Origin of the sequence: Amycolatopsis sp. TNS106 (assembly GCF_019330265.1) — a bacterium.
Lineage (GTDB): Bacteria > Actinomycetota > Actinomycetes > Mycobacteriales > Pseudonocardiaceae > Amycolatopsis > Amycolatopsis lurida.
Genome location: NZ_CP024972.1, coordinates 4,244,676 through 4,261,691 on the forward strand (window position 1 = coordinate 4,244,676; position 17,016 = coordinate 4,261,691).

Below are 17,016 nucleotides of genomic sequence, written 5' to 3' on the forward strand. Positions count from 1 at the left end.
ACGTTTCGTCCCGTTCGGACCCTTGATACCGATCTTCGGTGGGTCTCATTCCCATTTCCGTCACACCCCGCGCATGGGAACGGAGATTTCTTGACGAGTTACTTAACTTGCCGGTAACTCTCTAAACGCTGCGCAGCTCCCTCTCTCCCCATCGAACCCCCAGGTAGGTGGAACATGAAGGCTGCCATCCGTGCTCTCGTCTGCGCCTCGGCCGTGCTCGTCCCGCTCGTCGGTCTCGCCGCACCGGCTTCCGCGGCGACCACCGTCGTCTTCGACTGCGAGGCGAAACCGCCGCTCGTCGGCAACAAGTACCTCAAGCTGAACCAGGACGCCGACGTCACCGCTCCGGCCACGGTCGCTCCCGGCGCCGCGCTCGACGTCGTCATCGACCCGGCGCCGAACACCGTCCCGGCCGAGGTCAGCGGCTACCAGGTCAAGAACATCAAGGACTTCTCCCTGAAGATCCCGATCCCGGCGAACTCGACCTGGGTGGGCGCCGACCTCGCCGGTGGCTCCGGCATCGGCTCGACCCCGCCGAAGATCACCGTCTCCGGCAGCGTCGCGACGTTGAGCTTCCCGGGCCCGATCGCGGGCGGCTCGACGTTCGAACTGCCGACCGTGACCGCGCACCTGACCGCGGGCTCGTCCGGCACCATCGAGACGAAACTGGGCGGGACCAGCTACGCCGACCCTGGCCTGACGTTCACCGCTGTGGTCAGCGCGGGCTTCGACGTCTCGGCGCCGACGGCCTGTTTCCCGAACCCGAGCCCGACCTTCACCACGACGACGATCGGCTGACCTGTGCCTGCGCCACCGTCTCCGATGGTGGCGCAGGCCACTGCCCGGCCCGACTTCGCCCGTGCGAAGGTGGGGCATGGCTGACGAACTGGTGCACTACGACGTGGTGGGCGGCACCGCCACGATCACCTTGGACTCCCCGCACAACCGCAACGCGCTCTCCGCCCAGTTGCGGCGTGAACTGAGCGAATCGCTGGACAAGGCGCGGGCGGACGACGCCGTGCGGGTCATCGTGCTCGCCCACACCGGGCCGGTGTTCTGCGCGGGCATGGATCTCAAGGAGGCCCGCGGCGCCGGTGCGGGCGCCCAGGGCGTCAACGAGTTCCCGAAGATCCTCGAGCAGCTGTGGACCAGCCCCAAACCTGTCGTGGCCAAGCTGGCGGGCCCCGCGCGGGCGGGCGGTATCGGCATGGTGGCCGCGACCGACATCGCCGTGGCCGTCCACGAAGCGACCTTCGCCTTCTCCGAAGTGCGGATCGGCGTCGTTCCCGCCGTCATCTCGCTCACCGTGCTGCCGCGGCTCAACGCCCGCGCCGCGCACGAGCTCTTCCTGACCGGTGACACCTTCGACGCGAAACGCGCCGTCGAGATCGGCCTGCTGAACTCCGCCGTTCCCGCCGACGAACTCGACGGCGAGGTCGCCCGCTACGTCAAGGCGCTCGCCCTCGGCGGGCCGAAGGCGCTCGCGGCGACGAAGGAACTGCTCAGCAAGCCGCGCCCGGCGACACCGTCCGAAGGCTTCGAGGCCATGAACAAGCTGTCCGCCGGGTTCTTCGCGAGCGACGAAGGCCAGGAGGGCATCACGGCCTTCGCGCAGAAGCGCAAGCCGAACTGGGTCCCGGAGGCCTAATCGGGCAAGACGACAGTGAGGCGCCGGGAGTCCTTCCGGTCACCGGAGGGCCCCAGCGCCCGCTGCGCGTCGGAAAGGACGCTGCGAACGGCCAGGTACGCCTTGGGATCGCGCTCTCGGAGACCCGAGGAACCGGACCAGATCAGCACGTGCTCGCCGGCCGGGAGCCATGACAGGTCGGTGAGGCAGTCGTAGAGCGCGTCGAGGTTCTTCCCGAAGTAATCGGGGAACGACAACGCCTCCGCGATCGCGTCGAGCGTCGAGTCCTTGTCGACCGTCCGCGCGCCGTCGAGCAGATGCGGATACGCGCCACGGGCGAACGCCTTGTCCGCCGCTTCCTTGCCCGCGCTCATCGGCTGGCGTCCACTACGACGAAGGACTTGTAGTGGTCCTCGGTGTAGTACAGCTCCTTGCCGCTACCGGTCACCAGCCGCCTGGCCCCGCGATCAGGGCTGCCCGGCGTCTTGACCGTGTACTCCCGGTAGTAGCCGGAACCCTTGGCGGGTAGGACCTTCTCCCGGTTCTGGAAGGTGACGTCGTCGTTGCGCGGATACGGGTACGGCCCGCCGGCCTGGATGAGTCTCCAGGTGTCGGACGCCTGCGGGGGAAGTCCGGTGAGCGGTTTGACCGGGAGGCCGGACTCCGCGCCCGCGACCTTCCCCTTCGCCTGGCCCGCCGCGGCCTCACCCGACGGCGCGGCCGAAGCGGACGAACTCGCCGGAGCGCTCTTCGTGTCGTCACCGCTGATGCCGTCCTTGACGAACCAGCCTGCGAGCACCAGCACGATCAGGCCGATCAGGGCGGCGGTGATCCGCCTACGGTTGAACATGGTGTGCCAGCTTAGGACGGCCGGTCGGAGTCGTTCGCATCGCGGGCCGTGCCGAAGAGCCGGGCCACCTTGCCGAACACCGAGTCGAGCACCCACGCCGCGACCAGGCACAGCGGCACGACGACCGCCATGACCAGTACGAACTGCACGGGGAACGGGGCCTGCGCGAGCCACAGTTCGACGCCGTCCCACCAGTCCGCAAGCCCGTTGAACACGACTGTGAGCCTACGCTCGCACCCACTGCCACCGCCGGTCAGGCCATGTAGGTTGCTGACATGTTCGCCGTTTACGCATCCGAACCCAACGCCGAAAAGCCGCTGGACTCGCTCGTGATCGGCGAGCGACCCGAGCCGGACGTGCCCGAAGGCTGGGTGCGGGTCGACGTCAAGGCCGCCAGCCTCAACATGCACGACCTGTGGACGTTGCGCGGCGTCGGCATCAAACCCGAGCAGTTCCCGATGATCCTGGGCTGTGACGGTGCGGGGACCCTCGACGACGGCACCGAGGTCGTCGTCCATTCGGTGATCAACGCCCCTGGCTGGCAGGGTGATGACACTCTCGACCCGAAGCGCACTCTGCTCACCGAGAAGCACCAAGGCACCTTCGCCGAGCAGGTCGTGGTTCCGGCGCGCAACGTCGTGCCGAAGCCGTCGAGCCTGACCTTCGCGGAAGCCGCGACCATGGGCACGGCGTGGCTGACGGCGTACCGGATGCTGTTCGTGAAGTCCGGGCTGCGACCGGGACAGACGATGCTCGTGCAGGGTGCCTCCGGCGGCGTCTCGACCGCCCTCGTCCAACTGGGGCGCGCGGCCGGGTTCCGGGTCTGGGTGACCGGGCGTAGCGAGGAAAAGCGTGCGCTGGCCGAGAGCCTGGGCGCACATCAGACCTTTGAGTCCGGCGCACGGCTGCCGGAGCGGGTCGACGCCGTCTTCGAAACCGTCGGGAAGGCGACCTGGTCGCACTCGGTGAAGTCCCTCAAGCCGGGCGGGATCATCGTCGTTTCGGGCTCGACCAGCGGACCGGACGCTCACGCGGAGTTGCAGCGCGTGTTCTTTCTGCAACTGCGGATCGCGGGTTCGACCATGGGGACCAGGGACGAACTGAACGATCTCCTCGCCTACCTGGAACTCACGGGGGTCCGTCCGCAGATCGGCGCCGAACTGCCTTTCGCCGAAGCCCGGACGGGGTTTGAGAACATGCTCGAGGGGGAAACTTCCGGCAAGGTGGTCTTCACCCATTCATCGGAGGGGTAAGCCCTGCCTCTCGCCGGTACGAAGCGCGCACACAGGCGCACGTCCGCGCGTTCCGCCCAGGTCAAGCAGTCATTTCGCAGTCTTGTCAAGTGTCAAGAACGTTATGACTCAGCGAGCTTTTCACGACCAAAGTTCGACCAAAATCCGACCTCTCGCGGTTAGCCTGGAGAGATGACCGCATCGCAGCGGCCCGAACCGGCGGACCCGGGGGGCCGGACCACCACCGACACCGACCCGATCCGCGTCTCGTTCCGGCGCTACGCCGGTGTCCGCACCAGAGTGCTCGAGGTCGGGCCGCAGCCGGTGGAGTCCACCGACCGCGCACCCCGCCGGGTGCTCGGCAAGCGGGCCGCCGCGCGCGGACAGGTCAAGCCGACGGCACCGAGGCTGGTGCTGCTGCACGGCTATTGCGACAGCGCTGACACCTGGCGTCCGGTTCTGGAGCTGCTCGCGGCCGCCGGCGTTCCGGCGGTCGCGGTCGATCTGCCCGGATTCGGTGACGCTCAGCCACTGCGGCCGGGCCCGATGCTCCCGCAGCTGGACGCGTTCACCGCGGCCGTGGTCAAGGAGCAGGCCGTACTCGGCACCGTGGTGCTCGCCGGCAACTCGCTCGGCGGCACGATGAGCCTCCGCGCCGCGGAGAACCAGCGGCTGCCGGTCGCGGGCGTGGTGTCGATCGCCGCGCCCGGTTTCGTGGACAGCTGGCTCATCCGCACCGTGGCCCGGTACCCGCTGCCGCTCCGGATGTACTCCACCCTGCCGCTGCCGATCCCCGGTTTTCTCGTGCGCGCCGTCGCCGGGCAGGTCGTCCCCCGGCTGCTGTACGCCGACTCCTCCGCCGCGGACGCCGACCAGGTCCGCCGGTTCACCTCGCTCTTCCCGGACTACCGGTCCACGACCACCCGGCTCGAACAGGCGAGGCAACTCGTCGAAGAGCTGGCGAACGCGTACCGGCTCGAGGAGATCCGGGTCCCGCTCCTGGTGGTCGTCTGCGGCAAGGACAAGCTGGTCAGCGCCGCCTCCGGGCGCCAGCTGCACGCGCTGGTCCCGCACAGCAGGCTGATGGTGCGCGAGGACTGGGGCCACTGTCCGCAGCTGGACGACCCGGTCGAGATCTCCGAGCTGCTCACCTACTTCTCAGCCGGCGCGTCCAGGCCGTCGAAGATCGCCGCTCGCGTGGCCGCGGAAGTGAGCGAGGACACCGTCGCCGGATAGGTGCGATGTCCGGTCTCCCGCTACGGTGCCCTTCGGACTGTGACCCAGTTCGAAAGTCACAACCTGTTGGGAGACGACGATGTCCGCACCGCGCAGCCTGGGCTCGGGATCCGGGATTTTCCGCCGTAAACCGATCGATCAGATCCAAGAACTCAGTGGGGGCGGAGGGCTCCAACGCACGCTCGGCCTGCGGCAGCTGACCGCGATCGGCGTCGGGGGCATCATCGGCGCGGGAATCTTCTCCCTGGCCGGCGCGGTCGCGAACAAGACGGCCGGACCCGCCGTGCTCATCTCGTTCCTCATCGCGGGTATCGCCAGCGCCGCCGCCGCGTTCTCCTACGCGGAGTTCGCCGGGCTGATCCCCCGCGCCGGGTCCGCCTACACCTACGGCTACACCGTGCTGGGCGAGATCGTCGGCTGGTTCATCGGCTGGGACCTGCTGCTGGAGTACACCGCGATCGTGGCGGTGGTCGCGATCGGCATCTCCGGCTACTTCAACGAACTGCTGGGCTATCTCAACATCGAGCTCCCGACCTGGATGCTGGGCGCTCCGGGCACCGAGAAGGCCGGTGTCGAACCGGGGTCCTACAAGATCAACCTGTTCGCCGTGCTGCTGTGCCTGCTGATCGCCTTCATCCTCAACCAGGGCATGAAGAACGCGGCCCGGTTCGAAACACTGCTGGTCTACCTGAAGGTCGGCCTGGTCCTGCTGGTCATCGTCGTCGGCGTCTTCCACATCAACACCGACAACTACTCGAACTTCTTCCCGTTCGGCCTCAGCGGCGCGTTCACCGGCGCGGCGACCGTGTTCTTCGCGGTCTTCGGTTACGACGCCATGTCCACCGCGGCCGAGGAATCGACCGACTCCCAGAAGCACATGCCGAAGGCGATCATCTACTCGCTCGCCATCTCGATGGTGCTCTACGTGCTGGCCTGCCTGGTCCTGACCGGGATGGTCAACTACAAGGACATCGACAGCGAGGCCGCCTTCTCCAGCGCCTTCGCCGGCCTCGGCATGAAGTGGCTCGGCCTGATCATCGCCGTCGGCGCGATCATCGGTATCACCACGGTGCTGTTCACGTTCCTCATGGGCGCGAGCCGGGTCGGCTACTCGATGAGCCGCGACGGCCTGCTGCCCAAGTGGTTCAGCAAGACCCATCCGGTGCGGAAGGTGCCGAGCCGGATGACCTGGGTGCTCGGTATCGCGTCGGCGGTCATCGCCGGGCTGCTGCCCATCGGCGAGGCCGCGGAACTGACGAACATCGGCATCCTGCTCGCGTTCGTCGTCGTCTGCATCGCGGTGATCGTGCTCCGCTACAAGCAGCCCGACCTGCCCCGCGCGTTCAAGACGCCGGGTATGCCGATCGTGCCGATCATCGGCGTCGTCTTCTCGATCTGGCTGATCACGTTCCTGAACCCGGAGACCTGGCTGCGGTTCGCGGCCTGGTTCGGCGTCGGCCTGATCATCTACTTCGCCTACAGCCGCCGTCACTCCGCGATGAACGCGGACAACGGCGACGCGAAGCAGGTCAGCGGAGACGACTCAAACGCGTAGCGGCTTCGCGGGCTTCGGCCTGGAGGCGTTCGACGATCGACGCCGCCGGGCCGGAGCCTGCGAGTTCATAGGTCTGCCCCGCGTAGAGGGACATGATCTCGGGGTCGCCCGCCTTGCCCGCCGCCGCACGGATCGGCTTGGTCAGGTTGTTGACCTCCGGATAAGCCGACGGCGCCGTGGCCGAGAAGTCCGCGACCACGCGGTTGACCAGCGACCGGGCCGGACGTCCGCTGAACGCCCTGGTGAACGCCGTCGGCCTGCCTCCGTCCGCGAGCGCCTGCCGGTGCGCGGGCTGCGTCCCCGCCTCGTCCGCCCGCAGGAAAGCGGTGCCCAGCTGTGCCGCGACGGCCCCCGCCGCCAGCACCGCCGCCACATCGGCGCCGTGCACGAGGCCACCCGTCGCGACGAGCGGCAAAGCCGTCCGCGCCGAGACCAGGCGAAGCAGGCTGAGAACGCCATACTGCGCACCTCCGCCCTCGGCTCCGGGCTCGTCAGCGAAGATCCCTCGATGCGCTCCGGCCTCGAATCCCTGGACCACGAGAGCGTCCGCGCCGACGGCCACGGCCTGATCGGCTTCCGCCGGGTCGGTGACGGTGACGGCCACCTTGCTCCCGTTGGCGTGCAAGCGTTCGACGTCCTCGGGCGAAGGTGTGCCGAAGGTGAACGAAACGACCGGCACCCTCCGCTCCAGGACGACCTCGAGCTTCGCGGCATAGGCGTCGTCGTCCCAGCGCGGCTCACCGGGCTCGACACCGTGACGTTCGGCCTCGGCGCGCCAGCGCTCGATGTGCGCGCCGAGATCCGTTTCGGCGGCGCCGCCCGGGACGAAGAGGTTCACGCCGAACGGCTCGCCGGCCAGCTCGGCCGTCTTCGCGATCCGGTCCGAGAGGGCGTCGGCACGCAGATAGCCCCCGGCCAGGAAACCGAATCCCCCCGCCGCGGTCACCGCGGCCACGAGCTCGGGAGTGGTCGGCCCGCCCGCCATCGGGGCCGCGATCACGGGAAAACGCAGATCTTCGAACACCTTTCCGACGATAGCCCCCTTGCGGCGACACGGAATGTGACGTGCGAGTCACTCCAAGGTTCCACCCTGGTGGTCTAGACCTTTAACGCCCAAAATGCGACGATCGGACAGCCGTGACGCGCGTCACGTCCCCTTTGTCCCCAGGAGGCACCCGGTGAAGACCTTGAAAGCGCGGCTGGGCCGCGCCTTCGTCGGGGTGGCGCTGCTCGCCGGCGCCACCACCGCAGCCGCCCCCGTCGCCGACGCGGCCACCCCGCCGCTGCAGGCGATCGTCCCGGTCCCGGTCTCGGTCCGAGCGGTCACCAATGCCGACCACACCCTGACCGCCAACACCAAGATCCACACCCAGGCCGGTTCGGCACCGGCCAAGGCCGTCGGCGACTATCTCGCCGGGATCCTCCGTGCCTCCACCGGCTTTCCCCTGCCTGTCTCCGACGCACCGCCGGGCACACCGGCCGACGGAATCTCACTCCTGCTGTCCGGCGCCGACTCTCGCGTCGGCGACCAGGGCTACCAGCTCAACTCGACGTCGGCTTCAGTCGTCGTGCGCGCGACGACGGCGCAAGGTCTCTTCGGCGGCGTGCAGACGCTGCGGCAGCTGCTGCCGGGCAAGATCGAAAGCTCCACGGTCCAGCAAGGCCCCTGGACGATCCCGGGTGCCGACATCCTGGACTACCCGCGATTCGGCTACCGCGGCGCGATGCTCGACGTCGCCCGGCACTTCCATCCGGTCGCCACGGTCAAGCGGTACATCGACCAGCTGGCGCAGTACAAGATCAACAATCTGCATCTGCACCTCGCCGACGACCAGGGCTGGCGCATCCAGATCGACAGCTGGCCGAGACTGACCACCTACGGCGGCAGCACCCAGGTCGGCGGTGGCGCCGGCGGCTACTACACCAAGGCCCAGTACACCGAGATCGTGAACTACGCGGCCTCACGGTTCATCACGGTCATCCCGGAGATCGACATGCCCGGGCACACCAACGCGGCCCTGGCCTCGTACGCCGAGCTGAACTGCAACAACACCGCTCCCCCGCTGCGCACCGACACCGCCGTCGGCTACAGCTCGCTCTGCATCTCGAAGGAGATCACCTACACCTTCGTCAACGACGTCATCCGCGAGGTCGCCGCGCTGACGCCCGGGCCGTACTTCCACCTCGGCGGTGACGAGGCCCAGGCCACCAGCGACGCGGACTACCGCACGTTCATGAACCGGGTGCTGCCGATGGTGACCGCCGCCGGCAAGCAGGTCGTCGGCTGGCACGAGATCGGCAAAGCCACCTTGCCCGCCACCGCCACCCCGCAGTTCTGGGGCACGACGACGTCCAGCACAGAGGTCTCGAACGCCGTCGCCCGCGGCAGCAAGGTGATCCTGTCGCCGGCGAACAAGGCCTACCTGGACATGAAGTACAACTCCAGTACCCCGATCGGGCTGTCGTGGGCCGGCTACATCGAGGTCCAGGACGCCTACAACTGGAACCCGGGCGCCTACCTGTCCGGGGTGCCCGAATCCGCCGTCCGCGGCGTCGAATCGCCGCTGTGGACGGAAACCGTGGTCACCCCGGCGAACATCGACTACCTCGCCTTCCCCCGGCTCCCCGCGCACGCCGAGCTCGGCTGGTCGCCGTGGTCGACCCACGATTGGAACACCTTCCGAGTACGCCTCGGCGCTCAGGCCCCGCGGTGGCAGGCACAGGGCCTCGGCTACTACAAGTCGAGCCAGGTGCCCTGGGAAAGCGGATCCGGAAACCCGGGTACCTGCTCTCTTCCCGCCTGGGACCGCGCTTCGGTCTACACCGGCGGAGCGACCGTCTCCCACAACGGGCACAAGTGGACGGCGCAGTGGTGGACGCAAGGCGAAGAGCCCGGGACGACCGGCCAATGGGGTGTCTGGCGCGACAACGGCACCTGCTGACCCGTCCCAGTAGCCCGCTCGGCCCCTTCCACCGGGCCGGGCGGGCTACGGTGGTCCCATGGCCGCAGACCTCGAACTCGTCCGCACACTTTCCTTGCGCGAAAACGGACTCGCGACCGTCTCGACGGTCCGCGCGGACGGCACCGTCCACTCCTCGGTGGTCAACGCCGGCGTCTTCGAAGACCCGGTCACCAAGGCTCCGGGAGTCGCCTTCGTGGCGATGGGCGGTGTGAAGAAACTCGGCCTGTTCCGCCGGGCGGGCCACGCCACGGTCACCTTCCGGCGCGGGTGGGAATGGGCGGCGGTCCAGGGAAGCACGCATCTGATCGGACCGGACGACCCGGACCCGGACTTCGACCCGGCCGGCCTTCCCCGGTTGCTGCGCGAGGTCTTCATCGCGGCGACGGGGACCCACGACGACTGGGACGAATACGACCGCGTGATGGCCGCCGAACGCCGGGTCGCCGTCTTCGTCACAGCGAACCGCATCAGCGGGAATCGCTGACGCGCAAAGGCCGCCCGGATCGCGATCCGGGCGGCCTTTTGCCTGCCGTTACTGCTTCTTCTTGCCCGAGTCCTCTGTGGACAGCGCGGCGACAAAGGCTTCCTGCGGGACCTCGACCCGGCCGACGGTCTTCATCCGCTTCTTGCCTTCCTTCTGCTTTTCCAGCAGCTTGCGCTTACGCGAGATGTCACCGCCGTAGCACTTCGCGAGCACGTCCTTGCGGATCGCGCGAATGGTCTCGCGGGCGATGATGCGGGCGCCGATGGCGGCCTGGATCGGCACCTCGAAGTTCTGCCGCGGGATCAGCTCGCGAAGCCGGTTCACCATGCGGTTGCCGTAGTTGTAGGCGTCGTCCTTGTGCACGATCGCGGAGAACGCGTCGACACCCTCGCCCTGGAGCAGGATGTCCACCTTGACCAGGTCCGCCGCCTGCGCGCCGGCCTCTTCGTAGTCCAGCGACGCGTAACCGCGCGTCCGCGACTTCAGCGTGTCGAAGAAGTCGAAGATGATCTCGCCCAGCGGCAGGTTGTACCGCAGTTCGACCCGGTCCTCGGACAGGTAGTCCATGCCGAGCAGCGTGCCGCGCTTGTTCTGGCACAGCTCCATGATCGTGCCGATGAACTCCGACGGCGCCAGGATGCTCACCTTGCTGACCGGTTCGAGCACCTTGTCGATCTTGTTCCCGGTCGGCCAGTCCGACGGGTTGGTGACGTGGATCTCCTTGCCGTCGTCCAGCACCACGTCGTAGACCACGTTCGGCGCGGTGGAGATCAGGTCGAGGCCGAACTCGCGCTCCAGCCGGTCGCGGGTGATCTCCAGGTGCAGCAGGCCGAGGAAGCCGCAGCGGAAGCCGAAGCCGAGCGCCACCGACGTCTCGGGCTCGTAGTCCAGCGCGGCGTCGTTGAGCTGGAGCTTGTCCAAGGCCTCACGCAGGTCCGGGTAGTCCGAACCGTCCACCGGGTACAGGCCGGAATAGACCATCGGCTTCGGCTCGCGGTAACCGGCGAGCGGCTCCTTCGCGCCCTGGCGTTCGGAGGTGACGGTGTCACCGACCTTCGACTGCCGGACGTCCTTCACCCCGGTGATGAGGTAGCCCACCTCGCCGACGCCGAGCCCCTTGCTGGCCTTGGGCTCCGGCGAGATGATCCCGACCTCGAGGAGTTCGTGGGTGGCGCCGGTGGACATCATCTTGATCCGCTCGCGCGGCGTGATCTTGCCGTCGACGACCCTGATGTAGGTCACGACGCCCCGGTAGGTGTCGTACACCGAGTCGAAGATCATCGCCCGTGCCGGGGCGTCGGCGTCGCCCTGCGGCGCGGGCACCTGCTTCACCACCGCGTCGAGCAGGTCACCGACACCGACACCGGTCTTGGCGGACACGCGCAGCACGTCCGAGGGCTCGCAGCCGATGATGTGCGCGATCTCGGCGGCGTACTTGTCCGGATCCGCCGACGGCAGGTCGATCTTGTTGAGCACCGGGATGATCTGGAGGTTGTTCTCCAGCGCGAGGTACAGGTTGGCGAGCGTCTGCGCCTCGATCCCCTGCGCGGCGTCGACCAGCAGGACGGCGCCTTCACACGCCTCGAGCGCGCGAGAGACCTCGTAGGTGAAGTCGACGTGGCCCGGGGTGTCGATCATGTGCAGGACGTGGTCCTGCCCGTCGACCTTCCAGGGCAGGCGCACGTTCTGCGCCTTGATGGTGATGCCGCGTTCCCGCTCGATGTCCATTCGATCGAGGTACTGAGCCCGCATGGCCCGTTCCTCGACCACGCCGGTGAGCTGCAGCATCCGGTCGGCCAGGGTCGACTTGCCGTGGTCGATGTGCGCGATGATGCAGAAGTTCCGGATGAGCTCCGGGGGCGTGAAGGTCGTGTCGGCGAACGTCGTCAACGGGTTTCCTCGCGAAGGTCGGGGTGTGCCACCTCTATGGTCCCATGCCGCTCCGGGTGCGAGTGGGGGTCATCCCCGATGCGGCCCGTGATGAGCTGTGGTGCCCTCGAAGTATGAGTACTTCACTCTCCCAGATACTCGACCGGACGTTCGGCCATCCTCGGGGACTGCTCGGCCGGTTCGGCGGCCGGGCGATGGCGCACGGCAACGCCGCCACCGAACTTCGCGTCGTCGAGCTGGCGTCGATCGATTCCGGCGAAACCGCCCTCGTCGTGGGTCCCGGCCCGGGCATCGGTCTCCAGGCGACGGCCGAGCGCGCGGGCCGCGCGATCGGGGTCGACCCCTCCCCGGAGATGCTCGCCCGCTCGCGCCGCCGCTGCGGCGACGAGGTGGAGCTACGGCACGGCACCGCGGACTCCACCGGCCAGCCGGATGAGAGCGTCGACGTGGTCCTGAGCGTCAACAACGTGCAGTTGTGGGAGGACCGGGCGGCCGGGTTCGCCGAATTGTTCCGCGTGGTGCGGCCCGGCGGGCGGCTGCTGCTGTCGTCGCACGAAAAGTGGCTGCCGGTGTCCCGGCACGAGCTGGCCGACGAGGTGGCCGCCGCCGGCTTCACCGATCTGCAGACCTGGACCTGGGACCCGCCGGGGTTCGGCGCCTCGCTCGCCGCTCAGCTGCGCGCGATCAAGCCTTCGGCCTAGCGCGGATCAGTGCGCAACGGGTGCTCACGCGGCACCTCGACCAGCACGATCCTGGTGCCGTCCGGGTCGGCGATCCACGCTTCGTCCAGACCCCAGGGTTCACGTCGTGCCCCACGGACGGGCTCCAGCCCCTTCTCCGCGAGTTCCTCGAGAGCCGCGGGCAGATCCCGGACCTGGAGCCACAAGACGACGTCCGGGGTCGGGCCGGTCTTCCCGGTACCGACGATCTCGATCGACCCGTTCCCGGCGAAGAACACCGTCCCCCCGGGGAACTCCTTGTCGATCGCCAGGCCCAGGGTGTCCCGATAGAACGCCGTCGACACGTCGAGGTCCTTCGGGTGGATCAGCACCCTGCTGCTCAGCACGTCCATGGCTCAATCCCTACCGGATGGGTTCAGGCCATCGCAATCGCGGTGATCCCCGCCAGCACCACCAGCGAGCCGGCCAGCCTGCGCACGGCGTTCGCCTCCCCCAGGACCAGCCAGGCGGCGAGGCCACCCAGGACGATGCTCAGCTCCCTCGCGGGTGCGACGAGGCTCACCGGAGCGATCTGGAGGGCGTAGAGCACCAGCAGGTAGGCGACCGGCGAGAGCGCGCCTACGACGAGGATCTCACGTTTGTGTTCACGCCAGAGCCACGACACTTCATCACGGTCCTTCAGCGCATACGGAGTCATGAGGAGGCTCTGCACGATCGCGCCGGTTCCGAAGTAGACGATCGGCGGGACCCCCAGGCCCGTGACCGAATGGGCGTCCCACAGCGTGTAGGCGGCGATCGTGAGACCGGTCAGCAGTCCGTAGACCAGCCCTTTGCGGCGGGCGACCCGATCGGCGGCGTCGGCGTGGGCCGGTGCCCGCCCGGTGCCGATCACCAGCACCCCGGCGACCACGAGGAACGCGCCTAGCAGACCGAGCACTCCTGGCCGCTCGCCGAGCAGGACGACGGCCGCGAGCACCGAGATCAGCGGCCCCGTACCGCGGGCGACGGGATAGACGACGGAAAGATCCCCGACGGCGTATCCCCGCTGGAGGACGATCCCGTAAGTGACGTGGAACACCGCCGTGACCACCGCGGCGAACAACCAGGTCCACTGTGGACGTTGCGGCTCCACGGCCGGCGAAACGGCCATGACGGGGACGAGCAGGATCGCGGAGAGGCTGTAGTAAGCCCAGACGAAGCGCGCTCCGCCACGACGGATCCGCTTGGCCGCGAGGTTCCAGCCCGCGTGGATGACGGCGGCGATGACGACGAAGGACAGGGCGGTGGCGTTCACGGCGGACCTTTCACGTTTTCCGCGCACGCGGAAAATACCGGTCCTCCAGGCTTTTGTCCCGTCAGATGAACGGCGGCGCTTCCGGCCCCGCCGATGGTGCCGCTCGGACCTGTCCCGTCTGCCCTGATTGTGTGTTTCGCTGAGCGGGCAGGCGGCGGAACCCTAGGCACTACGCTCCGCACCGTACCTCAAGCACCCGTTCCGAGGTGGCCGCGAGCCGCCCCCGGACGGCTGCTAAGCTTGCCTTTCACCGTCGTGTGGCATTCCGTCATGGAGGAAACCCGCGCGCTCTCACGAGCAGCAGGGCCGGTCACAGCGCGGCGGTGAAACCACCGAGAGATTCAAGAGGAGCGCCCCCGTGGCCAACATCAAGTCGCAGATCAAGCGCATCACCACCAACGAGAAGGCGCGTCAGCGCAACCAGGCGATCCGGTCCTCGGTGAAGACCGCGATCCGCAAGTTCCGTGAGGCCGCCGACGCCGGCGACAAGGCCAAGGCCCTGGAACTGCAGAAGGACGCGGCCAAGAAGCTGGACAAGGCCGTGACCAAGGGCGTTCTCCACGCCAACCAGGCCGCCAACAAGAAGTCCGCGCTGGCGAAGCGCGCGAACTCTCTCTGATCGGCTTTCGAAGGGCCCCGGCGACGCGAGTCGCCGGGGCCCTTCGCCGTTTCAGCGGCTCGTGCCGTGGGCGTCGACGACCTCCAGGACCGCGCGCTCCAGCGCGTACTCCGGGTTGGCCGCGACTCCCTTGACCTCGGCGTTCAGCCGGGCGACCACCCGCATCGCGGTGGCGAGCCCGTCCTGGCCCCAGCCGCGGGCCTGCCCCTGCGCCTTGCGCACCTTCCACGGCGGCATCCCCAGCTCACCCGCCATCTGGTTCGGGTTCCCGCGACCGGCGCCGGACACCCGCGCGATCGTCCGGACGGCGTCGGCGAGGGCGTCCGCGACCAGCACGTGCGGTACGCCGAGCTGCATCGCCCAGCGCAGCGACTCCAGCGCGGCGGCCTTGTCACCGGCGACGGCCTTCTCCGCGACGGCGAACCCGTTCACGTCGGCGCGGCCCCGGTGGTAGCGCCGGACCGCCTGCTCGTCGACCGTTCCGCCGGCGTCCGCGACCAGCTGGGTCGCGGCCGACGACAGTTCACGCAGATCCGAGCCGACCGCGTCGATCAGCGCGAGCACGGCCGCACCGTCGATCTTCCCGCCGACGCGGCGGACCTCGTTGCGGACAAAGGATTCCCGCTCAGCGGCCTTGGTCAGTTTCGGGCATTCGACAACCTCCGCACCGGCCTTCTTCAAGGCAGCGGGGAGCCCCTTCGCGGCCTTGCTCCGGCCACCACCGCTGTGCACGACGACGAGCACGATGCCGTCGGCGGGCGCCTTGACGTAGGCCATCACCCCGTCCGCGAGCTCCTGTGAGATGTCGTGCGCGGATTCGAGGACGATCACCCGGCCCTCGGCGAACAGCGAGGGGCTGACCATTTCCGCGAGCGCCGGGACTGTGAGGTCCGACACCCGGATCCGGGTGAGATCCGCCGTCGGATCGGCCGCCTTGGCCGCGTCCGAGGCGCTGCGGACCGCCCGTTCGATCAGCAGCTCTTCCTCACCGAGAACCAGGACCAGCGGCGATGGGGCGGAACCTTGCGTCGTCACGGTGACGATCCTGCCACTCCTCCTCTCGTGTGCTTTGTCCGGTGATGTGTAGCGGGCACGGTGGCCCCACCTGAGCCTCATGTCGTACGGTGTTGGCGAGGCGACGCGATCACACGCGTGCCGACAATCGAATACCGCTCATCCAGAGGGGCAGAGGGAACGGCCCGATGAAGCCCCGGCAACCGGCGTCAGCCTGTCATTCCGCGATCGCGGGATAGCTGACGAACACGGTGCCAATTCCGGCCCGCCATGGCGGGGCAGATGAGGAAAGGAACCTCGCGATGACCGCAACCCTCGGCACGACCTCCACCACCAAGACCCCGGATCTCGGACCGGCCGTCGAACTGGTGTCGAAGGAAGAGGGACACCGGCAGCCGCTCGCCCCCGAATTCGTTTCCGCCGAGGACTTCTCGCCGCTCGAAGTCGCCTACGACTTCGGCCGCGTGCGCCGCGAGGACATCGAAGCCGGACCGAAGAACATCTGGCGCTACAAGAAACTCCTTCCCGTTCCCTCGAACGTCGAAGAGGTCCCCAACACCGAACCCGGCGCCACCCGGCTCATCCAGGCCGACAGGCTCGCCAAAGCCTTGGGCGTCAAGAAGGTCTGGGTCAAGGACGACACCGGCAACCCCACTCACTCGTTCAAGGACCGCGTGGTCGCCGTCGCTTTGGCCGCCGCTCGCGAGTTCGGGTTCGACGTGCTCGCCTGTCCCTCGACCGGCAACCTGGCCAACGCCGTCGCCGCCGCGGCGGCCCGTGCGGGCTGGCGGTCGGTCGTGCTGATCCCGAAGACCCTGGAACGGGCCAAGATCCTGACCACCGCCGTGTACGACGGTGACCTGATCGCGGTCGACGGCAACTACGACGACGTGAACCGGCTCGCCACCCAGCTCGCCGCCGAGCAGGAGAGCTGGGCGTTCGTCAATGTGAACGTCCGGCCCTACTACTCGGAAGGCTCCAAGACGCTGGCCTTCGAGGTCGCCGAGCAGCTCGGCTGGCGGCTTCCGTCCCAGATCGTGGTGCCGATCGCCTCCGGTTCCCAGCTCACCAAGGTGGACAAGGGTTTCCGTGAGTTCGGGCAGCTCGGCCTCGTCGACGAGACGCCGTACAAGGTGTTCGGCGCACAGGCCACCGGCTGTTCCCCCGTCTCGGCGGCCTTCCGCGCGGGGCACGACGTCGTCCAGCCGGTCAAGCCGGACACGATCGCCCGCTCGCTGGCGATCGGGAACCCGGCCGACGGCCCCTACGTCCTCGACGTCGTCAACCGCACCGGTGGCGCGATCGAAGACGTCACCGACGAAGAGGTCGTCGAAGGCATCCGGCTGCTCGCCCGTACCGAGGGCATCTTCACCGAGACCGCCGGCGGCGTCACCGTCGCGACGGCCAAGAAGCTCATCGAGACCGGCAAGCTCAACCCGGACGAGGAAATCGTCCTGCTGATCACCGGTGACGGCCTCAAGACCCTCGACGCCGTCGAGGACAAGATCGGCCCCAAGGCCACCGTCAGCGCCTCGGCCGACGCGGTCCGCGAAGCTCTGGGCATCTGAGTTC

At 68.3% G+C, this 17,016-nt stretch carries 18 protein-coding genes and 1 riboswitch; of the genes, 10 read left to right on the forward strand and 8 right to left on the reverse strand.

What is annotated here, in order from left to right:
- Positions 1–174 precede the first annotated feature (174 nt).
- Together CVV72_RS19060 and CVV72_RS19065 are read left to right on the forward strand one after the other, a co-directional pair.
- Entirely contained in the window at positions 175–798 is a 624-nt protein-coding gene (locus CVV72_RS19060) for a cyclase (protein ID WP_219153625.1), read from the forward strand.
- A 76-nt stretch (positions 799–874) separates the two neighbouring features.
- Complete coding sequence (locus CVV72_RS19065) at positions 875–1,648, forward strand: enoyl-CoA hydratase-related protein (RefSeq protein WP_219153626.1); 774 nt, start codon at positions 875–877, stop codon at positions 1,646–1,648.
- Here CVV72_RS19065 and CVV72_RS19070 read toward each other — a convergent pair.
- From CVV72_RS19070 to CVV72_RS19080, 3 genes are read right to left on the reverse strand one after another with little or no spacing between them, the layout of a single operon-like run.
- Positions 1,645–2,001: a barstar family protein gene (locus CVV72_RS19070; RefSeq protein ID WP_219153627.1), complete on the reverse strand. Its 357-nt coding sequence runs from the start codon at positions 1,999–2,001 to the stop codon at positions 1,645–1,647. The two genes, CVV72_RS19065 and CVV72_RS19070, sit on opposite strands and share 4 nt — an antisense overlap.
- Positions 1,998–2,477, reverse strand: coding sequence for a ribonuclease domain-containing protein (locus CVV72_RS19075; protein WP_219153628.1), 480 nt, complete (start codon positions 2,475–2,477; stop codon positions 1,998–2,000). The genes CVV72_RS19070 and CVV72_RS19075 overlap by 4 nt, the downstream gene beginning before the upstream one ends.
- 11 nt (positions 2,478–2,488) lie before the next feature.
- Complete coding sequence (locus CVV72_RS19080) at positions 2,489–2,692, reverse strand: CDP-alcohol phosphatidyltransferase family protein (protein ID WP_125793178.1); 204 nt, start codon at positions 2,690–2,692, stop codon at positions 2,489–2,491.
- Between the two features lie 60 nt (positions 2,693–2,752).
- On the opposite strand from CVV72_RS19080, the gene CVV72_RS19085 reads away from it, so the two are divergent.
- The 3 genes from CVV72_RS19085 (at position 2,753) to CVV72_RS19095 (ending at position 6,500) form a co-directional block, all read left to right on the forward strand.
- Positions 2,753–3,730 carry a zinc-binding dehydrogenase gene (locus CVV72_RS19085; protein ID WP_219153629.1) on the forward strand — a complete coding sequence of 326 codons (978 nt, stop codon included), beginning with the start codon at positions 2,753–2,755 and terminating at the stop codon, positions 3,728–3,730.
- A 171-nt stretch (positions 3,731–3,901) separates the two neighbouring features.
- Positions 3,902–4,945, forward strand: coding sequence for an alpha/beta hydrolase (locus CVV72_RS19090; RefSeq protein ID WP_219153630.1), 1,044 nt, complete (start codon positions 3,902–3,904; stop codon positions 4,943–4,945).
- Positions 4,946–5,024: 79 nt separating this feature from the next.
- Positions 5,025–6,500: an amino acid permease gene (locus tag CVV72_RS19095; RefSeq protein WP_219153631.1), complete on the forward strand. Its 1,476-nt coding sequence runs from the start codon at positions 5,025–5,027 to the stop codon at positions 6,498–6,500.
- Here CVV72_RS19095 and CVV72_RS19100 read toward each other — a convergent pair.
- Positions 6,475–7,524 (reverse strand): nitronate monooxygenase, encoded by a 1,050-nt coding sequence (locus tag CVV72_RS19100; protein ID WP_219153632.1) that lies wholly within the window; start codon positions 7,522–7,524, stop codon positions 6,475–6,477. The two genes, CVV72_RS19095 and CVV72_RS19100, sit on opposite strands and share 26 nt — an antisense overlap.
- A 154-nt stretch (positions 7,525–7,678) precedes the next feature.
- Between CVV72_RS19100 and CVV72_RS19105 the strand changes: the two genes are divergently transcribed.
- Both CVV72_RS19105 and CVV72_RS19110 read left to right on the forward strand, forming a co-directional pair.
- Positions 7,679–9,442, forward strand: a complete 1,764-nt coding sequence (locus CVV72_RS19105) for a family 20 glycosylhydrolase (protein ID WP_219153633.1) — start codon at positions 7,679–7,681, stop codon at positions 9,440–9,442.
- Between the two features lie 58 nt (positions 9,443–9,500).
- Positions 9,501–9,947 carry a pyridoxamine 5'-phosphate oxidase gene (locus CVV72_RS19110; protein WP_219153634.1) on the forward strand — a complete coding sequence of 149 codons (447 nt, stop codon included), beginning with the start codon at positions 9,501–9,503 and terminating at the stop codon, positions 9,945–9,947.
- A 48-nt stretch (positions 9,948–9,995) separates the two neighbouring features.
- On the opposite strand, the gene lepA is transcribed toward CVV72_RS19110, so the two are convergent.
- Positions 9,996–11,837, reverse strand: coding sequence for a translation elongation factor 4 (gene lepA / locus CVV72_RS19115; RefSeq protein ID WP_034316306.1), 1,842 nt, complete (start codon positions 11,835–11,837; stop codon positions 9,996–9,998).
- 113 nt (positions 11,838–11,950) lie between these two features.
- Here lepA and CVV72_RS19120 point away from each other — a divergent pair, with 113 nt between their 5' ends.
- On the forward strand, positions 11,951–12,538 hold the full coding sequence (locus CVV72_RS19120) for a class I SAM-dependent methyltransferase (RefSeq protein ID WP_219153635.1): 588 nt from the start codon (positions 11,951–11,953) through the stop codon (positions 12,536–12,538).
- On the opposite strand, the gene CVV72_RS19125 is transcribed toward CVV72_RS19120, so the two are convergent.
- Both CVV72_RS19125 and CVV72_RS19130 read right to left on the reverse strand, forming a co-directional pair.
- Positions 12,535–12,909: a VOC family protein gene (locus tag CVV72_RS19125; protein WP_219153636.1), complete on the reverse strand. Its 375-nt coding sequence runs from the start codon at positions 12,907–12,909 to the stop codon at positions 12,535–12,537. The two genes, CVV72_RS19120 and CVV72_RS19125, sit on opposite strands and share 4 nt — an antisense overlap.
- 23 nt (positions 12,910–12,932) lie before the next feature.
- Positions 12,933–13,811, reverse strand: coding sequence for an EamA family transporter (locus CVV72_RS19130; RefSeq protein WP_219153637.1), 879 nt, complete (start codon positions 13,809–13,811; stop codon positions 12,933–12,935).
- A 358-nt stretch (positions 13,812–14,169) separates the two neighbouring features.
- Here CVV72_RS19130 and rpsT point away from each other — a divergent pair, with 358 nt between their 5' ends.
- Positions 14,170–14,430: a 30S ribosomal protein S20 gene (rpsT, locus tag CVV72_RS19135; protein ID WP_007034798.1), complete on the forward strand. Its 261-nt coding sequence runs from the start codon at positions 14,170–14,172 to the stop codon at positions 14,428–14,430.
- 51 nt (positions 14,431–14,481) lie between these two features.
- Here rpsT and holA read toward each other — a convergent pair whose 3' ends face one another.
- Positions 14,482–15,465 (reverse strand): DNA polymerase III subunit delta, encoded by a 984-nt coding sequence (holA, locus tag CVV72_RS19140; RefSeq protein WP_034316298.1) that lies wholly within the window; start codon positions 15,463–15,465, stop codon positions 14,482–14,484.
- A gap of 135 nt (positions 15,466–15,600) precedes the next feature.
- A riboswitch (SAM riboswitch) is annotated at positions 15,601–15,733 on the forward strand.
- Positions 15,734–15,746: 13 nt separating this feature from the next.
- Here holA and thrC point away from each other — a divergent pair.
- Complete coding sequence (gene thrC / locus CVV72_RS19145; protein ID WP_219153638.1) at positions 15,747–17,012, forward strand: threonine synthase; 1,266 nt, start codon at positions 15,747–15,749, stop codon at positions 17,010–17,012.
- The last annotated feature ends 4 nt before the right edge of the window (positions 17,013–17,016 follow it).

Excerpts from the sequence above, each read along its gene's own strand:
- CVV72_RS19120 (WP_219153635.1), top strand. The coding sequence starts at position 11,951 with ATGAGTACTTCACTCTCCCAGATACTCGACCGGACGTTCGGCCATCCT.
- CVV72_RS19090 (WP_219153630.1), top strand. The coding sequence starts at position 3,902 with ATGACCGCATCGCAGCGGCCCGAACCGGCGGACCCGGGGGGCCGGACC.
- CVV72_RS19070 (WP_219153627.1), bottom strand. The coding sequence starts at position 2,001 with ATGAGCGCGGGCAAGGAAGCGGCGGACAAGGCGTTCGCCCGTGGCGCG.
- CVV72_RS19110 (WP_219153634.1), top strand. The coding sequence starts at position 9,501 with ATGGCCGCAGACCTCGAACTCGTCCGCACACTTTCCTTGCGCGAAAAC.
- CVV72_RS19075 (WP_219153628.1), bottom strand. The coding sequence starts at position 2,477 with ATGTTCAACCGTAGGCGGATCACCGCCGCCCTGATCGGCCTGATCGTG.
- CVV72_RS19095 (WP_219153631.1), top strand. The coding sequence starts at position 5,025 with ATGTCCGCACCGCGCAGCCTGGGCTCGGGATCCGGGATTTTCCGCCGT.
- CVV72_RS19065 (WP_219153626.1), top strand. The coding sequence starts at position 875 with ATGGCTGACGAACTGGTGCACTACGACGTGGTGGGCGGCACCGCCACG.
- CVV72_RS19085 (WP_219153629.1), top strand. The coding sequence starts at position 2,753 with ATGTTCGCCGTTTACGCATCCGAACCCAACGCCGAAAAGCCGCTGGAC.
- thrC (WP_219153638.1), top strand. The coding sequence starts at position 15,747 with ATGACCGCAACCCTCGGCACGACCTCCACCACCAAGACCCCGGATCTC.
- CVV72_RS19125 (WP_219153636.1), bottom strand. The coding sequence starts at position 12,909 with ATGGACGTGCTGAGCAGCAGGGTGCTGATCCACCCGAAGGACCTCGAC.
- CVV72_RS19060 (WP_219153625.1), top strand. The coding sequence starts at position 175 with ATGAAGGCTGCCATCCGTGCTCTCGTCTGCGCCTCGGCCGTGCTCGTC.